Annotated in this window: 20 protein-coding genes and 5 pseudogenes; 12 read left to right on the top strand and 13 right to left on the bottom strand. The window is 68.2% G+C overall.

What is annotated here, in order from left to right; all coding sequences use genetic code 11:
* Positions 1-368 precede the first annotated feature (368 nt).
* A complete protein-coding gene (locus ABZ370_RS35165; RefSeq protein ID WP_358629529.1) occupies positions 369-695 on the bottom strand; it encodes a hypothetical protein in 327 nt (108 codons plus the stop codon).
* Positions 696-953: 258 nt separating this feature from the next.
* Here ABZ370_RS35165 and ABZ370_RS35160 point away from each other — a divergent pair, with 258 nt between their 5' ends.
* Positions 954-1496, top strand: a complete 543-nt coding sequence (locus tag ABZ370_RS35160) for a class I SAM-dependent methyltransferase (RefSeq protein WP_358629526.1) — start codon at positions 954-956, stop codon at positions 1494-1496.
* Positions 1497-1568: 72 nt separating this feature from the next.
* Here the strand turns inward: ABZ370_RS35160 and ABZ370_RS35155 are convergent, their stop codons facing one another.
* Positions 1569-1844, bottom strand: coding sequence for a VOC family protein (locus ABZ370_RS35155; RefSeq protein ID WP_358629523.1), 276 nt, complete (start codon positions 1842-1844; stop codon positions 1569-1571).
* 81 nt (positions 1845-1925) lie between these two features.
* On the opposite strand from ABZ370_RS35155, the pseudogene ABZ370_RS35150 reads away from it, so the two are divergent.
* Positions 1926-2615, top strand: a pseudogene (locus ABZ370_RS35150) (ribonuclease H).
* A gap of 23 nt (positions 2616-2638) precedes the next feature.
* Here ABZ370_RS35150 and ABZ370_RS35145 read toward each other — a convergent pair.
* Both ABZ370_RS35145 and ABZ370_RS35140 read right to left on the bottom strand, forming a co-directional pair.
* A pseudogene (locus ABZ370_RS35145) lies at positions 2639-2752 on the bottom strand (CGNR zinc finger domain-containing protein); the annotation flags it as partial.
* A gap of 203 nt (positions 2753-2955) precedes the next feature.
* Positions 2956-3924, bottom strand: coding sequence for an NADP-dependent oxidoreductase (locus tag ABZ370_RS35140; RefSeq protein WP_358629520.1), 969 nt, complete (start codon positions 3922-3924; stop codon positions 2956-2958).
* Between the two features lie 79 nt (positions 3925-4003).
* Here ABZ370_RS35140 and ABZ370_RS35135 point away from each other — a divergent pair, with 79 nt between their 5' ends.
* A complete protein-coding gene (locus ABZ370_RS35135; protein WP_358629517.1) occupies positions 4004-4591 on the top strand; it encodes a helix-turn-helix domain-containing protein in 588 nt (195 codons plus the stop codon).
* Positions 4592-4615: 24 nt separating this feature from the next.
* Here the strand turns inward: ABZ370_RS35135 and ABZ370_RS35130 are convergent.
* From ABZ370_RS35130 to ABZ370_RS35120, 3 genes and pseudogenes are all read right to left on the bottom strand, one after another.
* Positions 4616-4711 (bottom strand): annotated as a pseudogene (locus ABZ370_RS35130) (IS5/IS1182 family transposase); the annotation flags it as partial.
* Positions 4711-5094: pseudogene (locus ABZ370_RS35125) on the bottom strand (leucine zipper domain-containing protein); the annotation flags it as partial. The pseudogenes ABZ370_RS35125 and ABZ370_RS35130, both read right to left, overlap by 1 nt.
* Positions 5095-5773: 679 nt before the next feature.
* Positions 5774-6697: a winged helix-turn-helix domain-containing protein gene (locus tag ABZ370_RS35120; protein WP_358629514.1), complete on the bottom strand. Its 924-nt coding sequence runs from the start codon at positions 6695-6697 to the stop codon at positions 5774-5776.
* Between the two features lie 506 nt (positions 6698-7203).
* Between ABZ370_RS35120 and ABZ370_RS35115 the strand changes: the two genes are divergently transcribed.
* Entirely contained in the window at positions 7204-7632 is a 429-nt protein-coding gene (locus ABZ370_RS35115; protein ID WP_358629512.1) for a hypothetical protein, read from the top strand.
* A 244-nt stretch (positions 7633-7876) separates the two neighbouring features.
* Here ABZ370_RS35115 and ABZ370_RS35110 read toward each other — a convergent pair whose 3' ends face one another.
* The 4 genes from ABZ370_RS35110 to ABZ370_RS35095 form a co-directional block, all read right to left on the bottom strand.
* Positions 7877-8725 (bottom strand): IS5 family transposase, encoded by an 849-nt coding sequence (locus ABZ370_RS35110; RefSeq protein ID WP_358629509.1) that lies wholly within the window; start codon positions 8723-8725, stop codon positions 7877-7879.
* Between the two features lie 71 nt (positions 8726-8796).
* Complete coding sequence (locus ABZ370_RS35105; protein ID WP_358629506.1) at positions 8797-9216, bottom strand: RacP protein; 420 nt, start codon at positions 9214-9216, stop codon at positions 8797-8799.
* Between the two features lie 2 nt (positions 9217-9218).
* Entirely contained in the window at positions 9219-10226 is a 1008-nt protein-coding gene (locus tag ABZ370_RS35100) for a DUF6192 family protein (RefSeq protein WP_358629755.1), read from the bottom strand.
* Positions 10227-10791: 565 nt separating this feature from the next.
* A complete protein-coding gene (locus tag ABZ370_RS35095) occupies positions 10792-11889 on the bottom strand; it encodes an integrase core domain-containing protein (protein ID WP_358629503.1) in 1098 nt (365 codons plus the stop codon).
* A gap of 687 nt (positions 11890-12576) precedes the next feature.
* Between ABZ370_RS35095 and ABZ370_RS35090 the strand changes: the two genes are divergently transcribed.
* The 5 genes from ABZ370_RS35090 (at position 12577) to ABZ370_RS35070 (ending at position 19925) form a co-directional block, all read left to right on the top strand.
* Positions 12577-13641, top strand: a complete 1065-nt coding sequence (locus ABZ370_RS35090; RefSeq protein WP_358629501.1) for a serine/threonine protein kinase — start codon at positions 12577-12579, stop codon at positions 13639-13641.
* Between the two features lie 55 nt (positions 13642-13696).
* Positions 13697-16111, top strand: a complete 2415-nt coding sequence (locus ABZ370_RS35085; RefSeq protein ID WP_358629498.1) for a protein kinase — start codon at positions 13697-13699, stop codon at positions 16109-16111.
* A 69-nt stretch (positions 16112-16180) separates the two neighbouring features.
* The gene (locus tag ABZ370_RS35080) at positions 16181-18265 is read left to right on the top strand and encodes a serine/threonine-protein kinase (RefSeq protein ID WP_358629495.1); all 2085 of its coding nucleotides are present in this window, start codon (positions 16181-16183) and stop codon (positions 18263-18265) included.
* 170 nt (positions 18266-18435) lie between these two features.
* Positions 18436-18630, top strand: a complete 195-nt coding sequence (locus ABZ370_RS35075) for a hypothetical protein (protein ID WP_358629492.1) — start codon at positions 18436-18438, stop codon at positions 18628-18630.
* Between the two features lie 95 nt (positions 18631-18725).
* Complete coding sequence (locus tag ABZ370_RS35070; RefSeq protein ID WP_358629489.1) at positions 18726-19925, top strand: integrase core domain-containing protein; 1200 nt, start codon at positions 18726-18728, stop codon at positions 19923-19925.
* Between the two features lie 444 nt (positions 19926-20369).
* Here ABZ370_RS35070 and ABZ370_RS35065 read toward each other — a convergent pair whose 3' ends face one another.
* Entirely contained in the window at positions 20370-22061 is a 1692-nt protein-coding gene (locus tag ABZ370_RS35065; RefSeq protein WP_358629486.1) for an ISAzo13 family transposase, read from the bottom strand.
* 204 nt (positions 22062-22265) lie between these two features.
* On the opposite strand from ABZ370_RS35065, the pseudogene ABZ370_RS35060 reads away from it, so the two are divergent.
* Positions 22266-23017, top strand: a pseudogene (locus tag ABZ370_RS35060) (phosphotransferase).
* A gap of 76 nt (positions 23018-23093) precedes the next feature.
* Here ABZ370_RS35060 and ABZ370_RS35055 read toward each other — a convergent pair.
* A complete protein-coding gene (locus tag ABZ370_RS35055) occupies positions 23094-23258 on the bottom strand; it encodes a hypothetical protein (protein ID WP_358629483.1) in 165 nt (54 codons plus the stop codon).
* A 251-nt stretch (positions 23259-23509) separates the two neighbouring features.
* On the opposite strand from ABZ370_RS35055, the gene ABZ370_RS35050 reads away from it, so the two are divergent.
* A complete protein-coding gene (locus tag ABZ370_RS35050) occupies positions 23510-23647 on the top strand; it encodes a hypothetical protein (RefSeq protein ID WP_358629480.1) in 138 nt (45 codons plus the stop codon).
* Positions 23648-23854: 207 nt separating this feature from the next.
* Positions 23855-24543 (top strand): Mur ligase family protein (locus tag ABZ370_RS35045; RefSeq protein ID WP_358629477.1); only part of this gene is annotated, 689 nt, incomplete at its 3' end.

Raw genomic sequence — 24543 nt, 5'->3', positions numbered from 1 at the left:
GCGAGGACAAGGACTCAGCAGGCCTCAGGGGAACTCACGGAATGTTGCACACTGGATCGAAGACGGCCCGCTGGGAGAAGCCCCGGTCGTCCGTGCTCTCACCCGCCCCGGTACATGAGAGCGAGCACGACCGGCTGGACCAGCGGTTGTTGTGGTAGGCGATGATCCCGCCGGCCACCAGGCCGCGGCCGCAGGCGGTCCGGAAGTCCTCCAGCCGCTTGGTGTTGGTGTACTGCTCAGGCGCTCAACCCGATCCCGCCACGCCTGACTGACACGGAGGATGGCAGCCCCACGGCGGACTTGGCCGACCGTTACCGGCGTGCCTCAACCGGCTCCCGGCCGCCGGGAGATCGACCAGTTCTAGAAGTTCAGCCTCCTTCGAGGTGTCCCGCCATAGAAGCACGGCCGGGACGGCGAGGAGACGTCGAGTCATCTGGTACAAAAGCGACACGATCACCGAACATGGTGGCAGCTCCACGCGCTGTGCCGTAGCGTTTTGACCAGCAGCGATGAATAACCGAGCCCCACAGGTTGTGCCCACCGGGCTCGGTGGCAGGAAGATCGACGGCGAAGGTCCAGGTCCCGTGAGCGGGATCGGACATCAGCTGGAGGCAGTGAGCACCGAGCTGGCGGCGCTGCTCGTCGCGGCAGCCGCAGCGCCGGTAGACGCGCCCCACGTTCTCGTGGACGCGCATGACGATCACCTTCTACGGCGACATGAAATTGTTGCGGCTTTTTCATTGTGAATCGCGGTTAAGGAGGAATGAAAATTCCTTACGACCACAATCCGACCACAATGGTCCTGAGATCACCGGGAAATAGTGTGTCAAGCATGCTATCGAAGGGGACTGAGTGAGGCCGACGACAGCTTCCTCGGGCGGATTCCGGAAGCGGCCAGTGTCGCTGGCTGCCCGTATGGTCGCGCGCACGCGTGCATGTGACACTCTGGCCGCATGACGTGGAACGGTGATGAGTACCAGTCGCGGTTCGACCGCATCGCCGCCGATGGAGGGGATGTCCACGGTGAGGCGGCGCTGGTCCGCTCCTTCCGGCCCACCACGGTCCTCGATGCGGGGTGCGGCACCGGCCGGGTGGCCATCGAGCTGGCTCGTCACGGGATCGACGTGGCGGGTGTGGACACCGATGAGTCGATGCTCGCCACTGCCCGGCGGCTGGCCCCGGAGATCCGCTGGTACCTGCAGGATCTGATCAACCTCGACCTGGGGTTGTCATTCGATGTCGTGGTGCTGGCGGGCAACGTCCCTCTGTTCACCCCACCGGGAACGGAACCGGCCCTCGTGGCTGGGGCGGCGGCCCACGTGCGTCCGGCCGGGCGCCTCGTCGCGGGTTTCGCCCTGGACCGCGGTTACACCCTGGACGACTACGACGCGCACTGCCGTGCGGTGGGACTCACCATGGAAGCCAGGTACGCGACGTGGGCTCGCGACCCTTACACCGACGGAACGTATGCCGTTTCCGTGCATAGCAAGCCCTAAAGGCCGCCACCGACTGGTCACCCCGGGCACCCTGCTGACCTGACACCGCCGTCTGATGCGCTGGAAATTGCGTCAACCCCGACCGGACCCGGCCGGCCACCGCTGGCGGAAGAATTCGTTGCCTTCGGGGTCCGCGAGGACGGCCCAGCCCGTGCCGTCGGGTTCCTGGCGGTCGGTGACCAGGGTGGCACCGAGGCCGAGCAGCCGCTCGACCTCTTCCTCGCACGTGGTCTTCGGGCGCAGGCACAGGTGGATCCTGTTCGGACTACCGAGCACCTCGCTCCAGAATCGGGCCAGCTCATAGGCGTCCGCGCAGTCGATCGCCACGTTCTGCAATACCGAGACCATGCGCATGAGCATGCCCCGATCAACGCTCGGTCTGCCACCACATGGCACGGAGCACCTGGGGACCCCTGGCAGGATCGAGGCATGGATGAACAGATCATCGCCGCGTGTGACGGCGCGTCCAAAGGGAATCCCGGGCCCGCGGCCTGGGCGTGGGCCATCGCGGACGCGAGTGGCGAGGTGGGGCGCTGGGAGGCCGGGCCGCTCGGTGCCGCGACGAACAACGTGGCGGAACTGACCGCGTTGCAGAAGCTGTTGGAGGCCACCGACCCGGACGTGCCGCTGCAGGTGCGGATGGACTCCCAGTATGCGATGAAGGCGGTCACCACCTGGCTGCCGGGGTGGCGGCGGAAGGGATGGAAGACGGCTTCGGGCTCACCGGTGGCCAACCAGGGCCTCGTGATGCGTATCGACTAGCTGCTGACGGGCCGCACCGTCGATTTCGTCTACGTGCCCGCCCACCAGGTCGACGGCGACCCGTACAACGCGGCCGCGGACCGGGCCGCCAGCCATACGGCCCGTACGCAGCAGGCCGCCGGGACCTCGCTCGGTTCCGTCCTGCCGCCGCCGGAGCCCCAGACGGCTTCCCGCTCGGCCGGTCGCGGCCAGGCGGGTGCCAAGGGGCGAACGAAGAGCGCCCGTTCAAGCGGTGGCGGTTCGATCAAGGCGAAGTTCCCCGGCCGCTGCCGCTGCGGTCAGCCGTACGCGAAGGGCGAGTCCATCACGAAGAACCCCGACGGTTGGGGTCACCCTGCCTGCAAGGCGGCCGGATAGGGCTCGGCCCGCCGTTGACTACCTCACGCCGGGGTCTCTCGCGTCCGCGCCTGGTGACGGCGGGCTTTGAGCCGGTTCCCGCAGGTCTTCAGCGAGCACCACCGTGCGGTGTTCGCACGGCTGCGGTCCAATAGGAAGACCTAACGGAGTCCTATTGGACTCTTCACCAGCGGCCGTTCTTTCACGCGACGTTGCTCGACACCTCGAAGCGTGAAGAACGGCCGTCCTGCTGTCTCAGGAACTAACCAAGATCAGCAGGTCGGGTGACCGGCGAGGTTAAAGATCAAGCTCAGGCGGTGTCTGCGTGCGCGTCGCACGCTCCTGAGTCCGGCACGCGCTGTCAGAGCTGGGGCTGGAGGTCGATGACGACCTTGCCGCGGACGTGCCGGGCCGCCTGGAGCTCGACGGCCGTGCGGATGTCCTCGACGGGGTAGGTCGCTGCGAGGGGTATACGCAGGCGGCCTGCCGCGACAAGGCGCGCGATGTTCTCAAGGGCGTCGGGCGCGGCGTTGGCGCCGTTGGCGGCGGGAACGCCGTCGACCTGGCCCGCGATGGTGCAGATGCGGTCGTCCGGGACTTCCAGCTCGCGCGCGACGTGCACCGTGTCCATGCCGTGCAGGTCCAGGGCTGCGGTGACGGCGCCCGCACCGAGGTCGCGGACCCTGTCGGCCAGGCCCTCGCCGTACGCGACCGGCTCGGCGCCGAGGCTTCGCAGGTACTCCGCTGACGACGGCGAGCCGGTCCCGATGACGCGCGCGCCTGCGATCCGTGCCAGCTGGACTGCGAACACGCCGACTCCGCCGCCGGCGCCGCCGATCAGCACCGTGTCGTCTGGACCGAGGTCAAGGACGTCGAGAGCGGCGGACGCGGTGCTGCCCGCGATCGCAAGCGTGGCGGCGGTGCGGTCGTCGACGCCGTCCGGGGTGTGGCGGGCGATGCCGTTGGCGATGTTCCCGTTCGCGTCGAGGACGACGTGGTCGGCGACCGCCCGGGACAGGGCCGCCCCGAACACGCGGTCACCGACCGCGTAGCCGCTCGCGTCGCCACCGACCTGGTCCACGGCTCCGGCGTAATCGGTCCCGAACCCGCAGGGCAGGCTCAGACCGAACCGTGCCGCGGTCTCGGCGTCGGAGGTCATGAACCAGTCCATCGGGTTCAGCCCGGCTGCTGACACGCGGACGCGGATCTGCCCGTCGCCCGCCCGGGGTTCAGGCACGTCCTTGAGGGCCAAGACCTCCGGGCCGCCGAACGAGTCGAGCAGAACGGCCCTGCTCGCGCCGTCTCGGCGTGTGTTGCCGTGTTGCTGCATGTCCTACTCGTTTCCTCGTGTTCGTGGAGCCACCCGAAACGGACTATGCTCCGCTTATGGAATCCAGCATAACCGGAGCGTGATCCGTTTGACGAGTTCGAAGTCGAGAGCGACGCGAGCCGACGCCGCCCGCAACCACGATCAGCTGCTTGAGGTCGCGACACGCGTGCTCGCCTCGCCCGACGCCGAGACGTCCCTGCGCGCTATCGCTCGCGAGGCCGGTGTGGGCATCGGGACGCTCTATCGCCACTTCCCGACGCGAGAGTCCCTTGTGGAGGCCGTCTACCGCGACCAAGTCGTCCGCCTCACGAACGGCGCCCACGACTTGCTCGCCAACGAGGCCCCGGCCGTTGCGATGCGACGCTGGATGGACCTCTTCGGTCACTGGGTCGCGACGAAGAACGGCATGCTCGACACCCTGCCGGCCCTGATCGAGTCGGGCGCGGTCGGCCACGCACAAACCAGGGACGCGCTCCTGAACGCGATATCGACGATTCTCGACGCAGGCCGCACAGCTGGAGACCTCCGGCCCGACGTCACCGCCGACGAGATCGCAGCCAGCCTGATCGGAATCTTCACCGTCGCGCACCAGTCCGGCCACGCGGTCACAGCCGATCGGCTCCTGGACATCCTCCTGGATGGCCTTCGCCCTCAGAGGCACCCGTGAGGACCAGCCGAATAAGAAGTCATCTCAGTTGGTGAGTCTGCGGTAGCAGATCAAGGTGCAGGCGATGCTGGTGAAGGCGAGGAAGTGGTCGGCTTTGCGCTCGTAGCGGCGGTGCAGACGTAGCGGCGGATGACCTGTCCGGTGGGCCGGTCCAGGAAGGCCAGGCGGTTCAGGCTGTGGCGGACCAGGACTCGGTGCACGGTCGAGGCGGGCAGGCCCAGGATGGGGCCGAGGCGGGCGGGGCCGAGTTTGCGGTCCTGACGCAGGCGACACACCTGAGCCTCCACCGCCGCTGGTGTCCGGTGCGGTGTCGTCCGGGGCCGGCTGAGCCGGTCGTGCAGCCCCTGCTCCCCCTCGGAGTGCCAGCGGCGGAGCCACTTGTGAGCCGTGGCGCGTGAGATACCCATCTCCGCCGCGACATGCGCGACAGGGCGGCCTGCGCGGACACGTTCGACCAGCAGCCGCCTGCCATGAACGGTGAGCCGGGCATTACGGTGGGACACGAAGACCTCCGTGCGGTGCAGTCCTAGACAGCTCCACCACACCGGAGGTCTTCGCCATGATCAAGCCCGTCCACTGTCAACAACGCTCGTGATCAATACACCTAGAGCGCTGAGGTGCATGGCACGTCAGCATGCGCGCTGCGTCAGCCTCATCAGGGCAGCCAACAGAGCACAACCCGTGATTCCCGGTACCCGCTTCAACTGCGGTCGGCGCGGATGATCCATGGGCGCGACCGTGTAGCTGTCAGTGGCGTTGTACGGCTCTTCACTCCACTCGAGTGGATGGTTACAGTGCGGTACGGATCGTTGCAGTGAGTTGCCACGCCGCTGGGGGTCAAGGGGTCGCAGGTTCAAATCCTGTCGTCCCGACCAGCGTTTTCGCAGGTCGGAGGCCGTTTCCGCGGGTAGCGGAAGCGGCCTTAACCATGTCCGGGCTGGGAGCAAGTGGGAGCCCTCGTGCTCCCAACTCGCAGACGTGTCAACGGTGCCCGATTCGTCCGTCACCCGATCCGGTAGATCTACAGCGCCGTACCACGCCCCTGTGCGCCGTCGTCAACCACATGCCCCCGACGTCACCCGATCGATCCGGATGTCTTCTGCATCGAGGGGTATAAGTGCCTGTTTCTGAACCTTTGGAACGTGCGGCTCGGCGGCCGCCAAGGCGCTATGTCTGCTGAGGCTATCTGCGTGTGGTGTCAGGAGTGCCGGTGAGGAGTCCGAGGCCCAGCGGTGTGCAGGAGTGCCAGACCGTCTTGCCGTCGCGCTGGGCGGTGATGAGATGGGCGTCGCGGAGGGCTTTGGTGTGTTCGGACACCGAGGACTTGGCCACGCCGAGATCACGGGCGAGGTCGGTGGTGGTGCGCGGTCGGGTGAGCCGTTCCAGGATGGTGGCGCGGGTCCGACCCAGCAGCGTGGCCAGCGCGTTGGCGGTGGGGTCGTCGAGTAGGGGGAGAGGGGTTACGGCCGGGTAGACCAGGAACACTCCCTGGGCGTGTCTGCCGACTAAAGGCCGTCCGGTCCAGAAGACGGATGGCAGCAGGGTGATGCCGTGCCCGTTGAGTGTGAACTCGACTTCGTCGGTGCTGTCGAACTCGAGGGTGGTGCCGTGCCAGCGCGCCCCTGGGACGAGGCCGGCCAGCGTCGTGCGGATGCCCTGGGCGGCCAGAAGCTGGACACGCCAGGCGCGTTCGGCGTCGAATCCGGCGCGGATGCGGTCCCATGCCGGGGCCAGCACGCATGCCTGTGCTGCCCGTACGGCGTGTTCGAGGATCTGCCAGGCTTCCCGGTCCCGGTCGGCCAGGAGACGGGTCCACGGGACCGGGCGGCGGCCAGCAGCGTGCACGCGGCGCAGCTCGGTGCGGACGAACGGGATGGGGGACGACAGGACCTGGTCGAGCCCGTCATCGAATCCCAGGCTCAGCGGGTCCAGGAACAACGGCCCCTTGGCCGTGGCGGGCACCAGTTCCAGCAGCGGCCCCGCGGAACGCGGCAGGGTGCTGAGCGTCCGCCGCCGCCAGAGGGCGAACAGCGGATCCGCCCGCTGAAGCGCCGCGATGGCGAGTGTCAGCTCCACCATCGGCGCTGGCTCGTCAGCGAACGTCACTTGCAGCAAGTCCTCAGCGGCGAAACACACCCGCAGCACGGCTCCCCCTTGCCATGGTGACTCAGCCCAGGCCCTTCACAGTTCGGTCAGGACCGAATCGAATGCGTGAACCGCGGTCGACTCCGATGGTGGGACCGCGGCTTCCGAGTGTGGGCCGTTCCGTGGGGGGTGCGGAAGCGGCTAACCGGCCACGAACAGGGTTCCTGCCGCAGTAAACCCGTGCGCGCTTGATGGGCTATCTGACCGACACCCCATTGGATCTGAAGGAAGCACTAACAGTTAGCCACGACGTCCTCGCTAAGCGCTGAGTTGTTGGCACAGGACAGGGCAGTCATCTTTGCCCTGCAGTACGTGGACCGATATCGGCTCAGGGGCGAAGCGCGGAATCTCTGACTGAAAGGATCTTTACAATGTCCCGACTGTCCCGCTTAGAAGGCGTATCTCAACCGATCAGGGGTCGCATGCGCGGGAAGATCGCAGCACCGGTCATGACACGAGGACGAAGGGTGGCGTACGCGCTCGCCACCCTGGCGTCGGCTACGGCGCTGGCGCTGTCACCGTCCGCAGCTGGCGCGCAAGTAGCAAGCGACATCGGGGGGCGAAGCTACAAGGATTGCTACACCGCCGACGGCTGGTACGAGTACGAAACCGACGGGAAGGGCGGCGATTACCCGAAGTATGACACCAAGGGTGACCTCACGGTCGAACAGTTCTTGGACTGCGACAGTTGGGTGGACAAGGGGATCGTCCAGTACTCAGGCAAAAAGTGGCAAGGCGGAGCGTGGGCCACAATCAGCTGGAGGCAGCCGGAATCTTGGAAACCCGTCCCCGGGAAGATCGACTACTTCCTCGAGTTCAATGATGTGCGTGACATTCGCTTCCGTGTCTGCAACGTCCACGACGGTACCGTGGACGGATGCGGCTCCATATCCTGATCTAGCGTTTGGCCTGGAGTGAGAAGCCGTACTCAACCGATCACTGCGGACCGTACTGAGCGACAGTCCGAGGTCATCTGCGTAGATCTGCAACGAGACGTCGACGCCGAATGGCTCCTCGCCGGGAGCCGGGGGAGCGCCGCCGACCTGCTGCATCGGCTCGATCTCCAGCGCGTGATCTCCGATGGTGAACTGGATGCGCCGCATCTGGGGGTTCCGGTAAGCTACCTCGGGAATGTTGTGATCACGTTGCCTGCGCTGGCGAGGGCGGTGCCGTCGGCTTCACCTGACGGCGCCGCGTGAGGCGCCTGGTCATGAGGGTGATGGCGGCCCAGGTGATCAAGGTCTCGGAGTGCTGGACGAGTCGTTCGTAGTCGCGGGCGTGACGGCGGGCGTGCATGATCCAGGCCAGCGATCTTTCGACGACCCACCTGCGGGGCAGGACGACAAATCCGGTGGTGTCCTTGGGGCGGCTGACGGTCTTGATCGTGATGTTGAGGTGTTGTTTGGCCCAGGTCACGAGCTTGCCCGCGTAGGCACGGTCGGCCCAGACGATGGTGATCTCGGGGTGCATCAGCCGGAGGCGGAAGAGGACTTCCTTCGCTGCGGCGGAATCGTGCAGATCGGCCGGGGTAACCATGACCAGCAGGGGTAGCCCGCGTGTGTCCACGACCAGGTGGCGCTTGCGACCGTTGATTTTCTTTCCTGCGTCGTAGCCGCGGCTGTCCTTTCCGACGGTCTCGGCGGCCTTGACGCTCTGGGAGTCGATGACCGTGGCGACCGCGCGGGGGCCTTTGCCCAGCTCGCGGCGGATCCGGCCGGCGAGCTGGTCGCGGATCTGTCCGATGATCCCGGCGGCGGCCCAGCGCGCCATGAACCCCCAAACCGTGCGCCACGGCGGGAAATCCGCAGGCAGAGCCCTCCACTTGCATCCGGTATCGACCACGTAGCGGATCGCGTCGACGATCTCGCGCCGGGGGTGCTTCTCCGGCCGACCACCGCGGCGGGTGTCGCAGGCCGGGGTCGGTAGCAGCGGTTCGATCAGGGCCCACTCGGCATTGGTGGTGTCAGAGGGATAGCGGCGGCGGCGCACGGCGGCTTGGCTCCCTCCGCGCGGTCGAGGAGGGGGCGCCCGACCTCTGACCGGGCGCCCCCTCGTGGTGGTCAGGAAGAGACGACGAGATCGAGGGTGGATTCGATGGAGTTGAGCTGGGCGATGATGTGCTTGACCCACTTGTCACGCGGGTGGGCGGCGGCGTGCGGGGCGACGGTGCCGGTGAGGAACCGCCGGAACTCAGTGAGTTTCTCGGCGAGCACGGCCCGCTCGTATGCCTGGAGAGCGGCCGGTTCGGCGCCGAGCTGGTAGCCGTCGGTCCTGGTCCAGATCAGTGGCGGCCAGCCGTTCTCCGCGATGATGTCGCGCAGGCAAGCCAGCCCCGCCCGCACCTGGCTGGGAGACAGGTCGCTGGCGCGTACCAGTTGCTGGAAGAGCAGCCCCGCGGGTCTGGCTTCGAAGAGCACGAACCGGAGAGTGTCGGCATGCCGCCGTGCGGCTTCGCCCCGGCGCCGTGAGGCGCGGGGCACGGCTACTCGCCTCGCAGCAGGCGGGCCAGTTCGTCGTCCATATCGACCTTGCCCGTGTCGACCGCGGTCTCGATCCAGTCGAGCGTCGCCCGCATTTTCGCTACGTTCTCGTGGACGATCGTGCGCTCGTCCTCGCCGAGGGTGCGGCCCCGCAGTCCGGGGACCACCCGGCCGACCGCGGCCACGAACGAATGGCAGGCGGTGATCAGGTCCAAGAACTCCACCGTCCGGTCGATGTGGCGGACCGCCGGGGCGACTGGGCTGGTGCGGTCGAAGTCATCGCGGGCCTGCCGGCCCCGTTCGACCTGGGCGCTGTTGACCTGGTGGCGGGCGGTGTCGTCGCTCATCGCCTTGAACGCGACGTCCGGCCGGCGCAGCAGACCGGTGACCGCCGTGACCGCCGCACCCTCATCCCGAGTGAACTCCTCAACCACCCGGGCCTTGTCCTGGGCGGGGACCTTGGCCGCCACCGTCGGACGCTTGAGGAAGTCGGTGGTCACCGCCGCAGCGACTTCCTCGTCCCGGGCCAGGGTGTGGATCGCGGTAATCTTCTCTTTCGGCGACGCCGGACGCTCGACTTGGCGGCCCAGCCTCCGGTTGGCCTCGTCCACCGTCCACCGCGTCCCGCCCGCGGGAGGTTTGGCGATGACCTCGAACCGTTCGGCTTCGTCCTCGATCTGCCCCAGGATCCGGTGGACGCGGAACGACACACCAGCCTGCCGCTTGTCCTTCGGCCACCGAGACGCCGCCCACCTGGCACTTTCCACCGTCTTGTAGGCCAGACCGATGTCCTCGGCGAGACGGAACAGCGTCTCGCGGACCGTGAACAACTCCTGACCCGGCGCGGCATGCTGGCCGCCCCGCTCGCGCATCGGCTCGATCTCCAGCGCGCGGTCCCCGATCGTGAACGAGCCCCTGGTCTGCTGCTCGACCACTTCACGCAGCTCGGCCACGATCTGCTCGTAGCGGTGCTGGCTGACGCTTCCGATCTTCTCGATCTCCTCCGGCAAGGTGTTCACCACCCATGCGGGCCGGGGCACGGAGCTGAAGTCCGTGACGTGGACACGACCCGCTCACCACCGAGCGTCAAACCGCAAATCAGATCATCACAACACGTGACCACAAACGACCGACTCTGACCGGAACGAGACTCAGGATGCGTTCGCGATGCGGTCACTGTGCCCGTTCGCCGAACGTTTCCTTCCGGCGCCTCCAAGCTCTCACCACACACCGACGCGAGCAGTAGACGGCGTTCGAGCGCCGGTCCACGCCGACCACCCAGCGGGCCCCGCACTCGGGACACTCGGTCTCACCCGCCCCGTCCTGCACGGCCGCCAGGCGCTTGCGCAACCGGCGTTCCGTACGCCACTGCCTGGCACGACACACCGAGGAGCAGAACACGGCATCAGGCCGGGCCCCCGGCCTCAACCGATCGCCACAAGCCCGACAGTCCCTCTCCCCGGCCCGCCCGGCGCCCTCGGACACCACGCCATCGTAGAAGCCCAGGCTACTCAGACCTGGGGATCAGAAACAGCCTCTAAGGACTGCCCTTGCCGGAGACCTCATCCGTGCAGGTCACGCCGCATTCCGGTACTCGTGAAGGATGCCGCCGAGGCGATCGCGCCGACGTATGTTGAGGCGGGCTAACGGGTCCGGATCGTCGATTGGCGGGGGCAAGGGGTGCAGCGGTCTGGCGTTGGCGATGCCCTGGTGTGGTCGGTGTCTGTTGTAGAACTGCTCGAACTCGCGCAGGGTGTGGAGGAGGTGTCGCTGGTTCCAGATCAGCGTCTGGTCCAGGAGCTCGCGGCGACAGGTCTGTATCCACCTTTCAGCGATCGAGTTCATCCTTGGCATCTGGATGCCGCTGAGGACGACTTCGATCCCCGCGTCCTTGAGGACGGCATCGAAGAGGTCGGGGAACTTCCCGTCTCTGTCCCGGATCATGAACCGTGCCTGGCAGCCAAGGTCTTCGAGGTCCATGACGAGGTTTTTCGCCGCTTGGGCTACCCAGGAGGCGGTGGGATGCGTGGTGGCGCCCAGGACGCGGATCCGGCGACTGCCGTGTTCGATCACCACGAGCACGTACATCCGCATCCCCGAGAGGGTGACTGTTTCCATGAAGTCGCAGGCCAGCAGGGCATCAGCCTGGCCGCGAAGGAAGGTGGCCCAGGTACTGGAGTTCCGCTCGGGCGCCGGGTCGATGCCTGCGTCCTTCAGGATTTCCCAGACAGTGGAGGCGCCCACCTTCACTCCCAGCACGAGCAGCTCGCCGTGCAGGCGTCTGTACCCCCAGCTCGGGTTCTCTTTCGCCAGGCGCAGCACCAGGAGGCGGATCGAGTGCACCGTGCGTGGTCGTCCCGGGCGTTTGGGCCGGCAGGAGGCGGCATGGCGGCGTGTGGCGAGGTTGCGGTGCCAACGCAGTACCGTGTCGGGGCGTACGAGCAGCCGTAACAGTCGCAGGACGTGCAGTGGCAGCCGGTGCAGCAGCGCCGCCAGGTACGCTCGATCGCTGGGCGTGAACCGGATCTTTTCCTTGCCGAGTTGGCGTTCCAGCACGGTGATCTGGTGGCGCAGGGCGAGGATCTCCGCGTCCTTATCTCGATCGGCCATCGGCAGCAGGCGAAGCATCGCGAACGCGTTCGTCACACCCAGGTAAGTCAGTCGCAGCAGCACGATCGATCATCATGACGCGCTGACGGCAACTGCGCGAGAGCGTGAGCTCGAGCGACCGCGGCCAGATTTCGGGAAACCCGAAGAACCGTTCCCACCAGGGTGGATGAGGTTTCCGGCAAGGGCAATCGCGCTGGCCGAGGGCGTGCTGGACCACGGTCCGCAGGTCCGTGAACCGGTACGAGGGGCGCTTCTGGGCATCGCCGCGGTCTCGCCTACGTGGTGTATCTCCACTGACCCAGCTGTGAGGTCAGCGCGCGCCGCGCCACATCGCGACACAGGTATGCGTCTCCACCGCCACGGCGGCCGTCACCTCCGGTCTCATCGCTGCGCTGACCACCGGACTGCCGCTCGCGATCCCCGCCGTGTCATGGATGGATCACCGCCTTGGCTCTGCTGGGCCAGGTCGCCGCGTGGTTGCTGATCAGCAAGGGGAGTTCCCGCCTCGCGCCGGACCTCTCCGCCGCGCTGTTGCTGCTGCCGCCCGTGATGGCGATCGGATTCGGTGTTCGTCCTCCACGAGATCCCCACCGTAATCCAACTGGCGGGCTGCGCCGTGGTGATCGGCTCGGTGTGGTCCGCCAACCGCTCCAGGGGGCGGTCGGCCGGCAGCTAGCCGCGGCCCCTCCCTGCCCGCGGGCACGGCCGGGGATTAGGATTTCCGCTCTCGGCTACACCATGGGGGAGCGAATGGAGCCGCTGCGGCAGGACGACCCGGGACAGCTCGGTGTCTACAGACCCCTCGGCCGGATCGACGCGGCGGATAGCGGAGTTCCCGTACCGGTGCGGCGTTTCATCGCGCGCACGCCAGGTGGCGACCATACGGTCCTCCTCAGCTCGCCCCGGCTGGAGTTCGCCCGGGAGGGCGAGCACGGGCAGCGGTTCGGGGCCGAGGCCGAGCAGGCCCGGCGCCTGAGCGGTCACAGCAGCCCCATCCTGGAGCAGATCGTGGAGGTCTCCTGGGGCACCGGCGGCCAACTGCCGTGGTGCGTCTCGCCCTATTCGCCCGCGCTGCCGCTACCCGGAGCGCTGGCCGCGCAGGGCGGAGGCCTCGGTGAGCGTACGGTGCGCGCGCTCGGCTTGGCGCTGGCCGAGGCCCTCGCCGCGCTGCACGAGCAGGGCTTCGCCCACGCCGGTGTGGCGCCCGGCACCGTCCTGCTGGGCGCGGACGGACCGAGGCTCACCGGGTTCGGATGCGTACGGTCCCTCGCTCCGGAGGGCGAGGAGCGTGTGGCCGTGCCCGGTCTGCCGCCGGAGGCGCTGCCGCCCGAGCAGCTTTCGGGTGGACGGCCGCGTCCGCCCGGCGATGTGTTCGGGCTCGGCGCCGTGCTCTCGTACGCGGCGACCGGGCGCCTGGCACCGGATGCGTCAGGACTGCCCGAGGGGCTGCGCGAGGCGGTCAGCGCATGTCTGGCCCCCGACCCGGCACACAGACCGCGCGCCGCGGCCGTACGGGATGCGCTGGGCGCCGGCTTCGTCCCTCCCGCCCCGGCCCTTCCGCCTTCTCCCGCGCCGGGCTGGGCACCGGCCACGGCGATGGATGGCGGGGCCGGGGCGTTCGGCCCCGGCTGGTTGCCGGGCCGGGTGATCGCGGCGCTCGTCCGGCAGTCCGGGCGGGCCCTGGGCGCTCAGGGCCCTCCGGGCGCGGCCGGGGCGGTGCGAGCAGCCGGTGCCGACACTGTCACCAGCGAGTCCGACGTGCCCCTGGCACCCGGCGCTCCCGCCCTTCACCCGGGAGCCTCCCCGAGGCCGTGACCGCCGCCCCTTCACCGCCCCTCCGCCGATCCCCTCCCCGTGGACTGACGACCCGATGCTCTCTTCGCCCACCCTCCTGGGATTCCCGCTCGCCTACGACGATCCGCAGGTGCTCGGCCCGTACCGGCTGATCGCCAGAATCGGCGGTGGGGGTATGGGCACTGTTTACCTCGGACGGGACGAGGGCGGCCGTACCGTGGCGATCAAGAGCATGCACGCGCGGATCGCCACCGACCCCGAGTTCCGTATCCGCTTCCGTCTGGAGACGGACGCGGCGCGTGTCATCGGGGGCCGGCACGGGGCCGAGGTCATCGACGCCGATCCGCTCGCGCCCACGCCGTGGCTGGCGACCGAGTATCTGCTCGGCCCGCCGCTGGACGAGGCCGTCGAGCAGGGCGGGCCGCTGCCCGAGGCGTCCGTCCGGGCGATCGGTGCCGCACTGTGCGAGGCGCTGGGGCAGTTGCACAGCTGCGACGTCGTGCACCGCGACCTCAAGCCGTCCAACATCCTCCTCACCGCCTTCGGTCCGAAGGTCATCGACTTCGGCATCGCACGCGCGATCGGCGACGACCGGCTGACGCGTACGGGAACCGCGGCCGGAACTCCCGCTTATATGTCCCCAGAGCAGGCGACGGGCGGCGAGCACACCGCGGCCGGCGATGTGTTCGCACTCGCGGGGGTGCTGGTCTTCGCGACGACGGGGCGCGGCCCGTTCGGCGGCGGCCACGCGGCCGACCTGCTCTACCGGGTGCGGTACGGGGAGCCGGACCTCACCGGCGTACCGGACGCGCTGCGGCCCGTGCTGGAACGGTGCCTGCTCAAGGAGGCGCGGCACCGGCCGGGTACGGCGGAGCTGCGCGCCCAACTGCACGACGGCGGCGGAGAGTTCACGGACCACCTGCCGGACGGGGTGCTGGCCCGGATCGCGTGGCGCGCCGGCGCGGTATGGCAGATCACCCCGCGGCGAGAGCCTCCGCCGCCGGGTGGATTCGCGTACCACGACGGGGCGGGCTCGGGTTCCGGCTCGGGCGAGGCATCGTTCTGGTCGCCGTACGGACCGCAGCCGCCCTCACGGCGCAGGATGCTGGCGATGGTGGGCGGTTCCGCCGTCGGGGTGGCCGCCGCCGTGGCCGGGGGTGCCTGGGCCTGGTCCACCATCGGCCCGGGCGGCGAGCAGGGCCCCGCCGCATCACCGTCGCGCGGGCCGGGTGGCGCGCCGCTGCCCGTGTGGAAGGCCCCGACCCTGAGCGTCAACGAAAACTACGACCTGCCGCCGATCGCGGTGGGCGGCCTGATCCTGAGTATGAACACGAAGGGGCTCGTGGCGTTCGACGCGAAGAGCGGCGAACGACGCTGGGGCAATCCGGACATCCATACGAAGCAGATCAGCATCGACGGGCAGCGGATCTACGCGATCCTCCCCGAGTCCCGGGAGCCGAGGCGGGAAGGCCGGAAAATGGACCGGGACGGGGGCAGCGGCAAGGGGCTGACGATCTGCACGCTCGACCCGGGTTCGGGCGCCGTACAGAACACTCTCGGCACCCTCCCCGACTTCGACGGCAGAGAGATCAAGAGGGAGTCCGACGACGTCGACCCCACCGTCCAGCCGCTCCGGACGGCCGGAAACGTGCTCTATCTGGCGGCGAGAACACGTAAGACGAACGTCGCGTTCAAGGAGGCGACGGCCGGCTGGAACGTCGTCGCCTTCGATCTGCGAGCGGGCCGGGAGCTATGGCGCGAACCGCTCGAGAACTACCAGTTCGGGGGGATGAACCGCCAGACCACCGGCTGTTTGACGACGTGCAGGGGAAACCGGCTGCTGCTGACCACCGTCGACGACAGGGACGGCGCCGACGCACTCGACTCGTTCGTGACGCTCACCAGAGCCGCCCGTACGGGCGGCGAGCTGTGGGACGGCGCGCGGGTCCCGTTGGGCAGGCACAACGATCGTGGTGCCTCGCTTCTGCCCCTCCCCACGGACAGCACACACATCTATTTCGGCGCCCGGCAGGTGGTCGCGCATCGCCTCTCCGACGGGGGCAGGGCCTGGGCCTACGTCAACTCCCGGCTCGACCAGGAGGACGAGATCAACGGGGTGCCGCGGGCGTTCTACGGCCCGCCGGCCCTGCGGGACGGCGTGGTGTACGCGACGGAGGGCGGGCACGGTCTCATCGCGCTGGACGCCTCGGACGGCCGGCTGCTGTGGCGGCAGAAGGGGCGGCCCGAAAGTGGCCGCCACCCCTCCCTCGCCTGCGTGCCGCTCGTCGGCGAGAAGTACGTCTACGTCATATTTGTCGAGAAGGCAGGCCGCACGCACCTCGACGCGGTCAACCGCACCACCCACCGCTCCGACTGGACCTTCACGCTGAGCGGCCCTGAGGGCGCGGGCATCAGCCCCGTCCTGGACGAGGACTCGGGACGGATCGTCGGCTCCACCATCGAGGGCACCTACGCCATCCCGCTGGAATGATCTCCGGAGTGAGCGGACGGGACCTACGGCAGACAGCGCTCGGCAGCGACGGCAGGAGAAACACACCTCATGAACCCCCTCGGCTACGGTGACCCGCTCCGCATCGGCCCCTACCGCCTGATCGGCGTGCTCGGGGAAGGCGGCATGGGGAAGGTGTACCTCGGACGCGACAGCTCAGGCCATACGGCCGCCGTCAAGGTGTTGCGGACCGAACTGGCCCACGACACACAGATGGCGCAGCGCTTCCTGCGGGAGGCGGAGGCCGCGCAGGCCGTGAAGAGCAAGGGCGTGGCGCGCGTACTGACGGTGCAGACCGAGAGCGGACGGCCGTTCATCGCCACCGAGTTCCTGGCCGGGCCCACGCTCGATACGGCGGTCCAGCGCTACGGAGCGCTCCAGGAGCCGTACGTACGGGCGCTCGGGGCAGCGCTCGCCCGCACGCTCGGCGACATCCACACCACGGGCCTGGTGCACCGCGACCTCAAACCGTCCAACATCGTGCTGACGTCCACCGGACCGCGAGTCATCGACTTCGGCATCGCGCGGCCCGAGCACGGGCTGACCCTGACCACCACGGGACAGATACCCGTCACCCCGGGCTACGGTGCGCCCGAGCAGGTGCTCGGGCAGCGCACGGGTCCGCCCGGTGACGTCTTCGCGCTGGGCGCGGTGCTCGTCTTCGCGTCGACCGGGACACCCGCGTACCAGGGCGGGCATGTGGCCGCCGTGCAGTACGAGGTGGTGCACGGGCAGCCCCGGCTGGACACGGTCCCGCCCGGGCTGCGGCAGCTCATCGAGCCATGCCTGGCGAAGGACCCCGCGCTGCGTCCCCTCCCCGCACAAATCACCGCGGTCATGGCTCCTCCGCGTGGCGCGGGCAAGCTGTGGAAGCAGGGCCCGGTGGCCACGGAGATCGGCCAGTCCGAGGAGTGGGTACGCCAGTTGGCGACCTTCCCCGACCTGGCCACCCGCACGAGCACCACGGCGACGGGCCGCCCGTCCCGCAGACGCTTCATCACAGGGCTGGCCGCGGCCGGAACCGTGCTCGCAGCGGCGGGCGGAGGCGGTGCCTGGTGGATGCTGCGCGACGAGGCGGTCCCGCGTGAGCACCCTTGGGACGCGGACCCGCTCGCCGAGGGTGACTACGAGAAGGGGAAGGCGCCCGACCCGCTGTGGGGCCCGAAGGAGACCCCGGAAACCGACCGCGTCGACATGCTCACCATCCGGGACCTGGTCGTCCTGGACACCAGGATGCCCGACCTCCTGGCCTACTCGGGCACCACCGGGAAGCGGAAGTGGACGGCGAAGAGCGTCGGGGAGGCGTTCTACTCCCCGTCGCTCGACCTCATCCTGGCCCATAGCACAGACGTCCTCTACGGAATCTCACCCAAGACCGGGGACAAGCTGTGGGACTACGACCTGGGCATTGTGAGCCCGATCGCGCTGGATGAGGACGTGTACTACTACAACGATCTCTCGAGTAATTGGGCAACCGGGGACCCCGGCAACGTCATGGCCCTCCGCCTCACCAAGAGCGGCGTGAAGCCGCTGTGGCGTAAGCGCATGCCGTTCGTCTTCGATGCCGACGACATCGACGGCGCCGCGGGCGGTGGCCGCCTGGTGCTGACGGCGGGAAAGTACGGAGCGGTCGCCATGGACGCGGCGGATGGCGGCAAGGTCTGGACGGTGCCCGCGAAGTCCGGCAGCGCGTGGACCCCGCACATCTCCGGCGGCACCCTGTATCTCGGCGGCCAGTCGCTGCGCAGCTTCCGGCTCAGCGACGGTGACCGCGGCTGGTCCACGCCCGCCTCGACCAACAGTGGCCTGTCCATGGGAGCGGTCGACGGCGATCGTCTCTATGCCTTCGCCAACAACGAACTGCGGTGCCACAGCGCCAAGGACGGCTCCGAGATCTGGGTGCGTGAGCTGAACTACACCGTCTCCGGAAAGCCCGTCGTCTCGGGCAACACCGTCTGGGTCTCGTCCGACCACGGCTCCGAAGGGGTCAAGGCCTTCCGTAAGGACACTGGGGAACCGCTGTGGACGTTCCACGACAAGGGAGGGGACACGAAGGGCGGCTGGTCGATGGCGGGGGCGGGCAACCGCGTGTTCACGGTGCGCGATCGGAAGCTGACCGCGATGCCGGTCGTCTGACGGCCGCCCTCCGCCGTGCGGTGTGACCCTGCCTTGCCGGAAACTTCATCCGTTGCAGGTCATGCTGCATTGGTGGTAGTCGTGGAGGATGCCTGAAGGGTGTCTTTATTGCCGTACGGCGGATGACCTGGGGCTTTGCGATCGCCCAAGTATGGGCATGATCACTGATCGTGGGTACGCGACTGCTCTACCTGATCTTCTGCCGACTGCTGGGCTCCTTCCTTTTGCTGGGCCAATCGACCGCCGCGAGCAACGCCGAGATCCTCGCTCTCCGCCACGAGGTCGCGGTGCTGCGTCGGCAGATCGACCGTGCGCTTGCCGAATATCTCGTCCGTGCCGGCAGCCGGCGTCCTCAAGGTCCATGACCAGGTTCTTCGCAGCTTGGGTTACCCTGTGCCGCTCGAAAAGTCATCGCTGCAGGTGAGCGGGGTGTGGACGGCCCGCTGGGATCATGCCCCACGTGATCGTGTCCTTGCTGTACAAGGTGACTCGGAAGCTGCTGACCGTACCAACAGTGCTCCTCCGTCGCGAGACGGTGAAGGACGCGGAACTGCTGGTACTGCGGCACGAGAACACGGTCCTGCGCCGCCAGTTGACCAGGCCGGTGCGCTATGAGCCCGCCGACCGGTTCTGGTTCGCAGTCCTGTCCAGGCTGATACCCCGACGCCACTGGCTCAAGACCTTCCCGATGACCCCCGGCACCCTGCTCGCCTGGCACCGCAGGTTCATCGCCGCGAAGTGGGACTACACCGCGCGCCGACGTACCGGACGCCCACCCATTACGGCAGCGATCAAGGCACTCGTTGTGCGGCTGGCCCGGGAGAATCCGCGGTGGGGGCACCGGCGGATCCAAGGTGAACTGACCCGACTCGGGTATCGGATCGCCGCCTCCACGGTCTGGGAGATACTCAACGCAGCCGGCATCGACCTCGCGCCACGTCGCTCAGGCCCCACCTGGCGCGAGTTCCTGACCGCGCAAGCCGAGGGGATCATCGCGGCAGACTTCTTCCACATCGACACCGCCCTCGGCAAGCGTTTGTACACATTGGCGTTCCTCGAGCACGGCACCCGGCGGCTGCGCATCACCGGGGTCACCTCCCGCCCGACCCGGGACTGGGCAGTGCAGCAGGCCAGGAACCTCACCGCCGATTTGGGCATACGCATTGAGACCCTGCGCTTCTTGCTGCGCGACCGCGATGGCAAGTACGGCGAGGCGTTCGACGCCGTCTTCCAGTCCGAGGAGATGGAGATCCTCAAAAGTGCGCCACAAGCTCCCCGCACGAACGCGCACTGTGAACGCATCATCGGCAGCATCCGACGCGAAGCCCTCGACCACGTCCTGATCATGAACGAGGCCCACGCTCGCCACGTCCTCGCCGCCTACGAGCGGCACTACAACGAGCACCGACCCCATCAGGCCCGCTGCCAGCGCGAAGACGGACGCCCGCTGCACTCGGAGTACGCCCTGAACCACTTCCCCTACCTAGCCCGCCAGGCAGGCGTTCCGCGCACCAGCGTCGACGACCTGCGCCACCTCGCCGCAATGCTGGCACTGACCCACGGCGTCGAGCTGACAACCGTGTCAAAAACCCTGCGCCACCCCACGATCTCCACCACGGCAAACATCTACGGGCATCTCACCAAGCCCGCGGCCCGTTAAGCCGTCGGCGCCATCGCCAAGCACACTGCCGGCGCGCCTGGCGTTGTACCCAACTTCGGCTGTGCCGGTGCTGGAGCGGCTGTCGCGGGAGCACAAGGCAGCTCTGGAGGGGCGTTCGAAGATCGTCTCCCATGTGGCTCCCAGAAGGCAGCCAGCATGACCCAGGGGCCCATCTCCGTGATGGAGATGGGCCCCTGACCTGCGTATGCACCGTCGGGACGACAGGATTTGAACCTGCGACCCCTTGACCCCCAGCCGCGCGGCAACTCTCCGCAACGAGCCGTATCGCTCTGTAGCAGGGCGTTCGGGGTCGTACACCGCTGTACGGAGCAAGAGAACACCGCTCCCAGCGCCCCTCCCGAGCAGGCCCACCCTGCTGCCACACTCCGATATTCTGGCTCCGGTCGATTCCGGTGCCCGACAGCGCTAAGGGCGTGCAGATCTTTAACTCGTCTTTTTGACCTTGGTCTGGGTGGGGTCGGGAGCGAGGAACGTCGCGACGTCGGCTGGTGTGCGAAGGCGGGCGGTAGAAGCGTTGATGTGGTGGCCGTGTGCTTCCAGGAGTGGGCGGACCTCCTGTTTCGCGCGGCTGATGGTCATGGCGGTGACGCCGAAGAGCTGGCCCAGGAGGTCCATGGTCGCGAGTTTGCGCAGGTGGAGCACGGTGACCAGGATCCGGTCGGCTGGGGTGAGCTTGGCTTTGGCACCTGTGCCAGGGGCCACCAGGCGCTCGTGACCGCGACGTGTGCGGAGTACTTGCTCGCGTTGAACCTCCAGCGCTGGAGTCAGCGCGTCGATGAGTTCACCGAGCTGCTGGCGGGTCATCCCGGTCAGTTCCGGGTCCTGCAGTGAACGCCGGGCGAGGCGAGGCGGTCTGCCCGCCGGGGCCTGGTCTGACGCGCTGTCGGTCGTTGCCTCGTCCATCGGAGGCTGTGGGTGGAGGGTGTAGTTCCAGTCGCCGTGGAAGCGGTGCCGGGTGATGGGCAGGGCGGCGATCTCGTCGTCGCTGACCTGGATGCCGGTGGGGTAGGGGTTGGTGTCGAGTTCCGCGTGCACGGTCAGGCCGGTCTTGGTAGTGGTCGCCGCGATGCTCTCGACGATGACTTCATGGCTGGTCAGGGGCCTGCCGCGCCAGTTCATGGTGATGTGGGAGAACAGCCGGTGCTCGATCCGGTTCCACTTCGACGTGCCGGGAGGCAGGTGGCAGACGGTGATGGCCAGACCAGTCTCAGCGGCGAACCGGGCGAGTTCGGTCTTCCAGGTGCGGGTGCGATACCCGTTGGAGCCGCCGGCATCGGCGGTGATCAGCAGTCGGCCGGCCGTCGGGTAGGTGGCCCGTCCGGCTCCGTTCCACCAGCGGCGGATCGACTCGACGGCGAACGCGGCGGTGTCGTGGTCGGTGCCCACGTTGACCCAGCCGGTGTCCGCGGCCACGTCGTAGATGCCGTAGGGCACCGCTCTGCCCAGCACACGGTCGGGGAAGTCGTGGGTGTCGACCCGCACCGGCTCGCCTCTCGGCTCCCATTCACGGCCGTTGTTCTTGAACGGGCCTACCAATTCCTTCTTCTTCGTGTCCACACTGATCACCGGACCACCGCCGTCCTGGTGGTCGCGGGCCTGCTCGTTGAGGTAATGGAACTGCGCGTCCCGATCGGGGTGCTGCTTGCCTTCCAGCGTCTTGGCGTTGCTCTGCAGGCTGAAGCCCTCCTCGCGCAGGAGGTCGCCCACCGTGTCCGCGGAGATCCTGTGGCCCTGCCGGGTCAGCTGCGCGGCGAGCTTGCGGGTGGATTTGGTGGTCCAGCGCAGCGGCGACGTGGGATCTCCGCGGACGTCGGGCTCGACCAGCATGAGGAGTGCCTCCCGAACGGCCGGGTCCCGGTCGACGACGCGTTTGCGGCCGGCGCCGGGCCGGCGAACGCGTCCCAACGGAGCCTCTCCGGAGTCGAGTTCCCGCACTCCGACAGACACAGTGGCCTCACGGACACCGGCGGCACGGGCGACCGCTCTGATCCCACCGTGGCCGAGGGACTGGGCCTCCGCCCCTATCAGCAGGCGACGCTGCCGCTCGTCGAGGTGCGGCAGAATCACCTCGAACTTGGCTGCCAACACGGCCCGTTGCCCATCCAACCCGCTCATGCCAGACCAACGAACCACCAAGCAGAAAGCCACGAGTTAAAGATCTGCACGCCCTAAGGACTCCTAACAAAAAGTGGTGGGCTTACCCTCGTCAGAGATCGGTGTCGTGCACGAGGCAGCTGGGTAGCGGGACGCGGTCAGCCGCGTAATCGCACGCGATAAACCTGGCGACGTCGGCGATCATCCCCGGGATACTGGTCGCCCATGGATGAGGTCAAAGTCGTCGTCGCCCATTCCGAGCGCGCGACTCTGCGCGTCGGCGACGTGTTCTTGAAGGTGGACGCCGATCAAGGGCGCATCGACGTCGAGGTCGAGGCGATGTCCCTCGCGCCGGTCCCGACCCCGGAAGTCCTGTGGCGCAAGCCGCCCGTGCTCACGATCGCCGCACTCCCGGGGACGACGCTTGGGCGCCTCGGCGGGCCGTCGACCGGGTCGCCAGCGGCGTGGGCCGCGGCAGGCGCCGCCATCCGGAAGCTGCACGAAGCGCCCCTGCCGCCCCGGCCGGGCCGGGCCGGGCCGGGCGGAGCATCGTCACGCTGGCGCGGGAACTCGACGACGAGTGCGAGTTACTCGTGACGAACGCCCTCCTGCCCGCCGACCTGGTCACCCGCAACCGCCAAGTCGCCGAGGCCGCGCTCCGGCCGTGGACTCCGGCGTTCACACACGGCGACCTGCAGATCGCGCACGTCTTCGTCGACGACGACGAGGTCACCGGCATCATCGACTGGTCCGAGGCGGGCCAGGGTGACGCCCTGCACGACCTCGCCACCTTCACGCTCGGACACGAGGAGCACCTCAACGACGTCATCGCCGGCTATGGCACCGACATCGACCTCGACGTGATCCACGCGTGGTGGTCATTGCGAAGCCTGCTGGCAGTTCGCTGGCTGATCGAGCACGGCTTCGCCCCGTCCGCACCGGGCTGTGAGGTCGACGTTCTGAGATCCCGGATGTGAGGTTGCGCGGGCCCGACTGCCACGAATGCGATCTGACGTATCGAGCAGGCCATCCCCTGGGGCGCATCGCCTGCTCTCAACACAGTGCGGTGCGCAATCGTCGCCAGCAGATGTTGTCCTCATCGATCCGGGCGAGGAGCGCGTTCAGCAGAGGCATCTGGAGCAGTCCTTCGCCGACTCCTTGCAGGAGCAGGCAGGGCAGGTGATCCACAGACAGGTGATCGCCGTCGAGCAAGCCCACCGCGATGGTGGCGGCGAAGCCGACCGTCGTGAGGGCGCCGCCGCGCGGCGCCGAGGCGCAGGAAGAAAGATCCTTCGCCTGGCTGCTACACAGCCGGCGCCTGATCCGCGACTACGAGCGACGCACCGACACCAGCGAGACCGTCATCCCGTGGTCGCGGCGCGGGTGCCGGAGACAGTGCGGCAGCAGTAACGCAGATGTGCGAACGAGCGGTGGGCGATCGCCCTCGCGGCTGGACGTACACTCCACACATGGGTCGCACATGCGCAGTGAGGGAGTGCCTGTTCCAGGCCGCTCATGACGTGTGCCCGTCCGCCGTGTGCGCGACGGTCGTCGCCCCGGTGAACGCGTCGGCGATCTACTGTCGCGCGCTGCACGGCCACGGCTAGCGATTCCGGGTAATTCTCGGCATTTCCGAGATCATTCCGCCCCTGCGGGCGGACCATTTTCTGCGCGGCAGCCCTTCCCCGCCTCCGTAACCGTACGGCGACGGCCCTCCCCATAATTTCCTGCTTTGCCATCCCCTGGCGCCCTGGCGCCGCCTGCGCGCCGACCGCCGGACGACCGGCAACCGGTGCATCTTCGAGAGGACCCTTGTGAAGCTGAGCGAGCTGCTCGCCGGGCACGACCATGAAGTCATCGAGGGCGATCCGGAGACGAAGATCACCGGAGGCACCGGCTTCGACGCCCACCGCGCCGCTCCGGGATCCCTGTTCATCGCGGTGCCCGGCCATCGCGAGGGCGGCCCCGAGTCCATCGGACCGGCTCTCGCACGCGGCGCGGTGGCGATTCTCATCGACTCCGCGACGGCGCACCTCCCGGTCGCGACCTGGGCGTCGGCAGCTGGTGTATGCGTCGTAGCCGTCGCGGACACGCGCAAGGCGGCCGCGGTCGTCGCCTCCCGCTACCACGGGGAGCCAGGCCGGCAGATGAAGATGGTGGCCGTCACGGGCACCAACGGGAAGACGTCGGTTTCCTCCATGGTGGAGTCGGTGCTGAGGGTCGCCGAGCACGCCAGGGTGGGGGTCATCGGGACGGGCGGCAGCCGGATCGGCGACGAACTGATCCCGATGCCGAGGTCGGTACTGACCACACCGGAGTCGCCGGACTTCCAGTATCTGCTCGGGTGCATGCGCGACCGCGGTGTCGGCACCGTGGCGCTCGAAGCCACGTCGATGGGCCTGCTGACTCACCGCCTCGACCACTCGTTCATCGATGTAGGGGTGTTCACCAACCTGACGCAGGATCACCTGGACGACCACGGCACCATGGAAAACTACCGGGA

The sequence above is a fragment of the Streptomyces sp. NPDC005962 genome (assembly GCF_040629205.1).
Lineage (GTDB): Bacteria > Actinomycetota > Actinomycetes > Streptomycetales > Streptomycetaceae > Streptomyces.
Note: the sequence above shows the minus strand (reverse complement) of the source record. Positions and strands in the feature narration are given on the sequence as shown.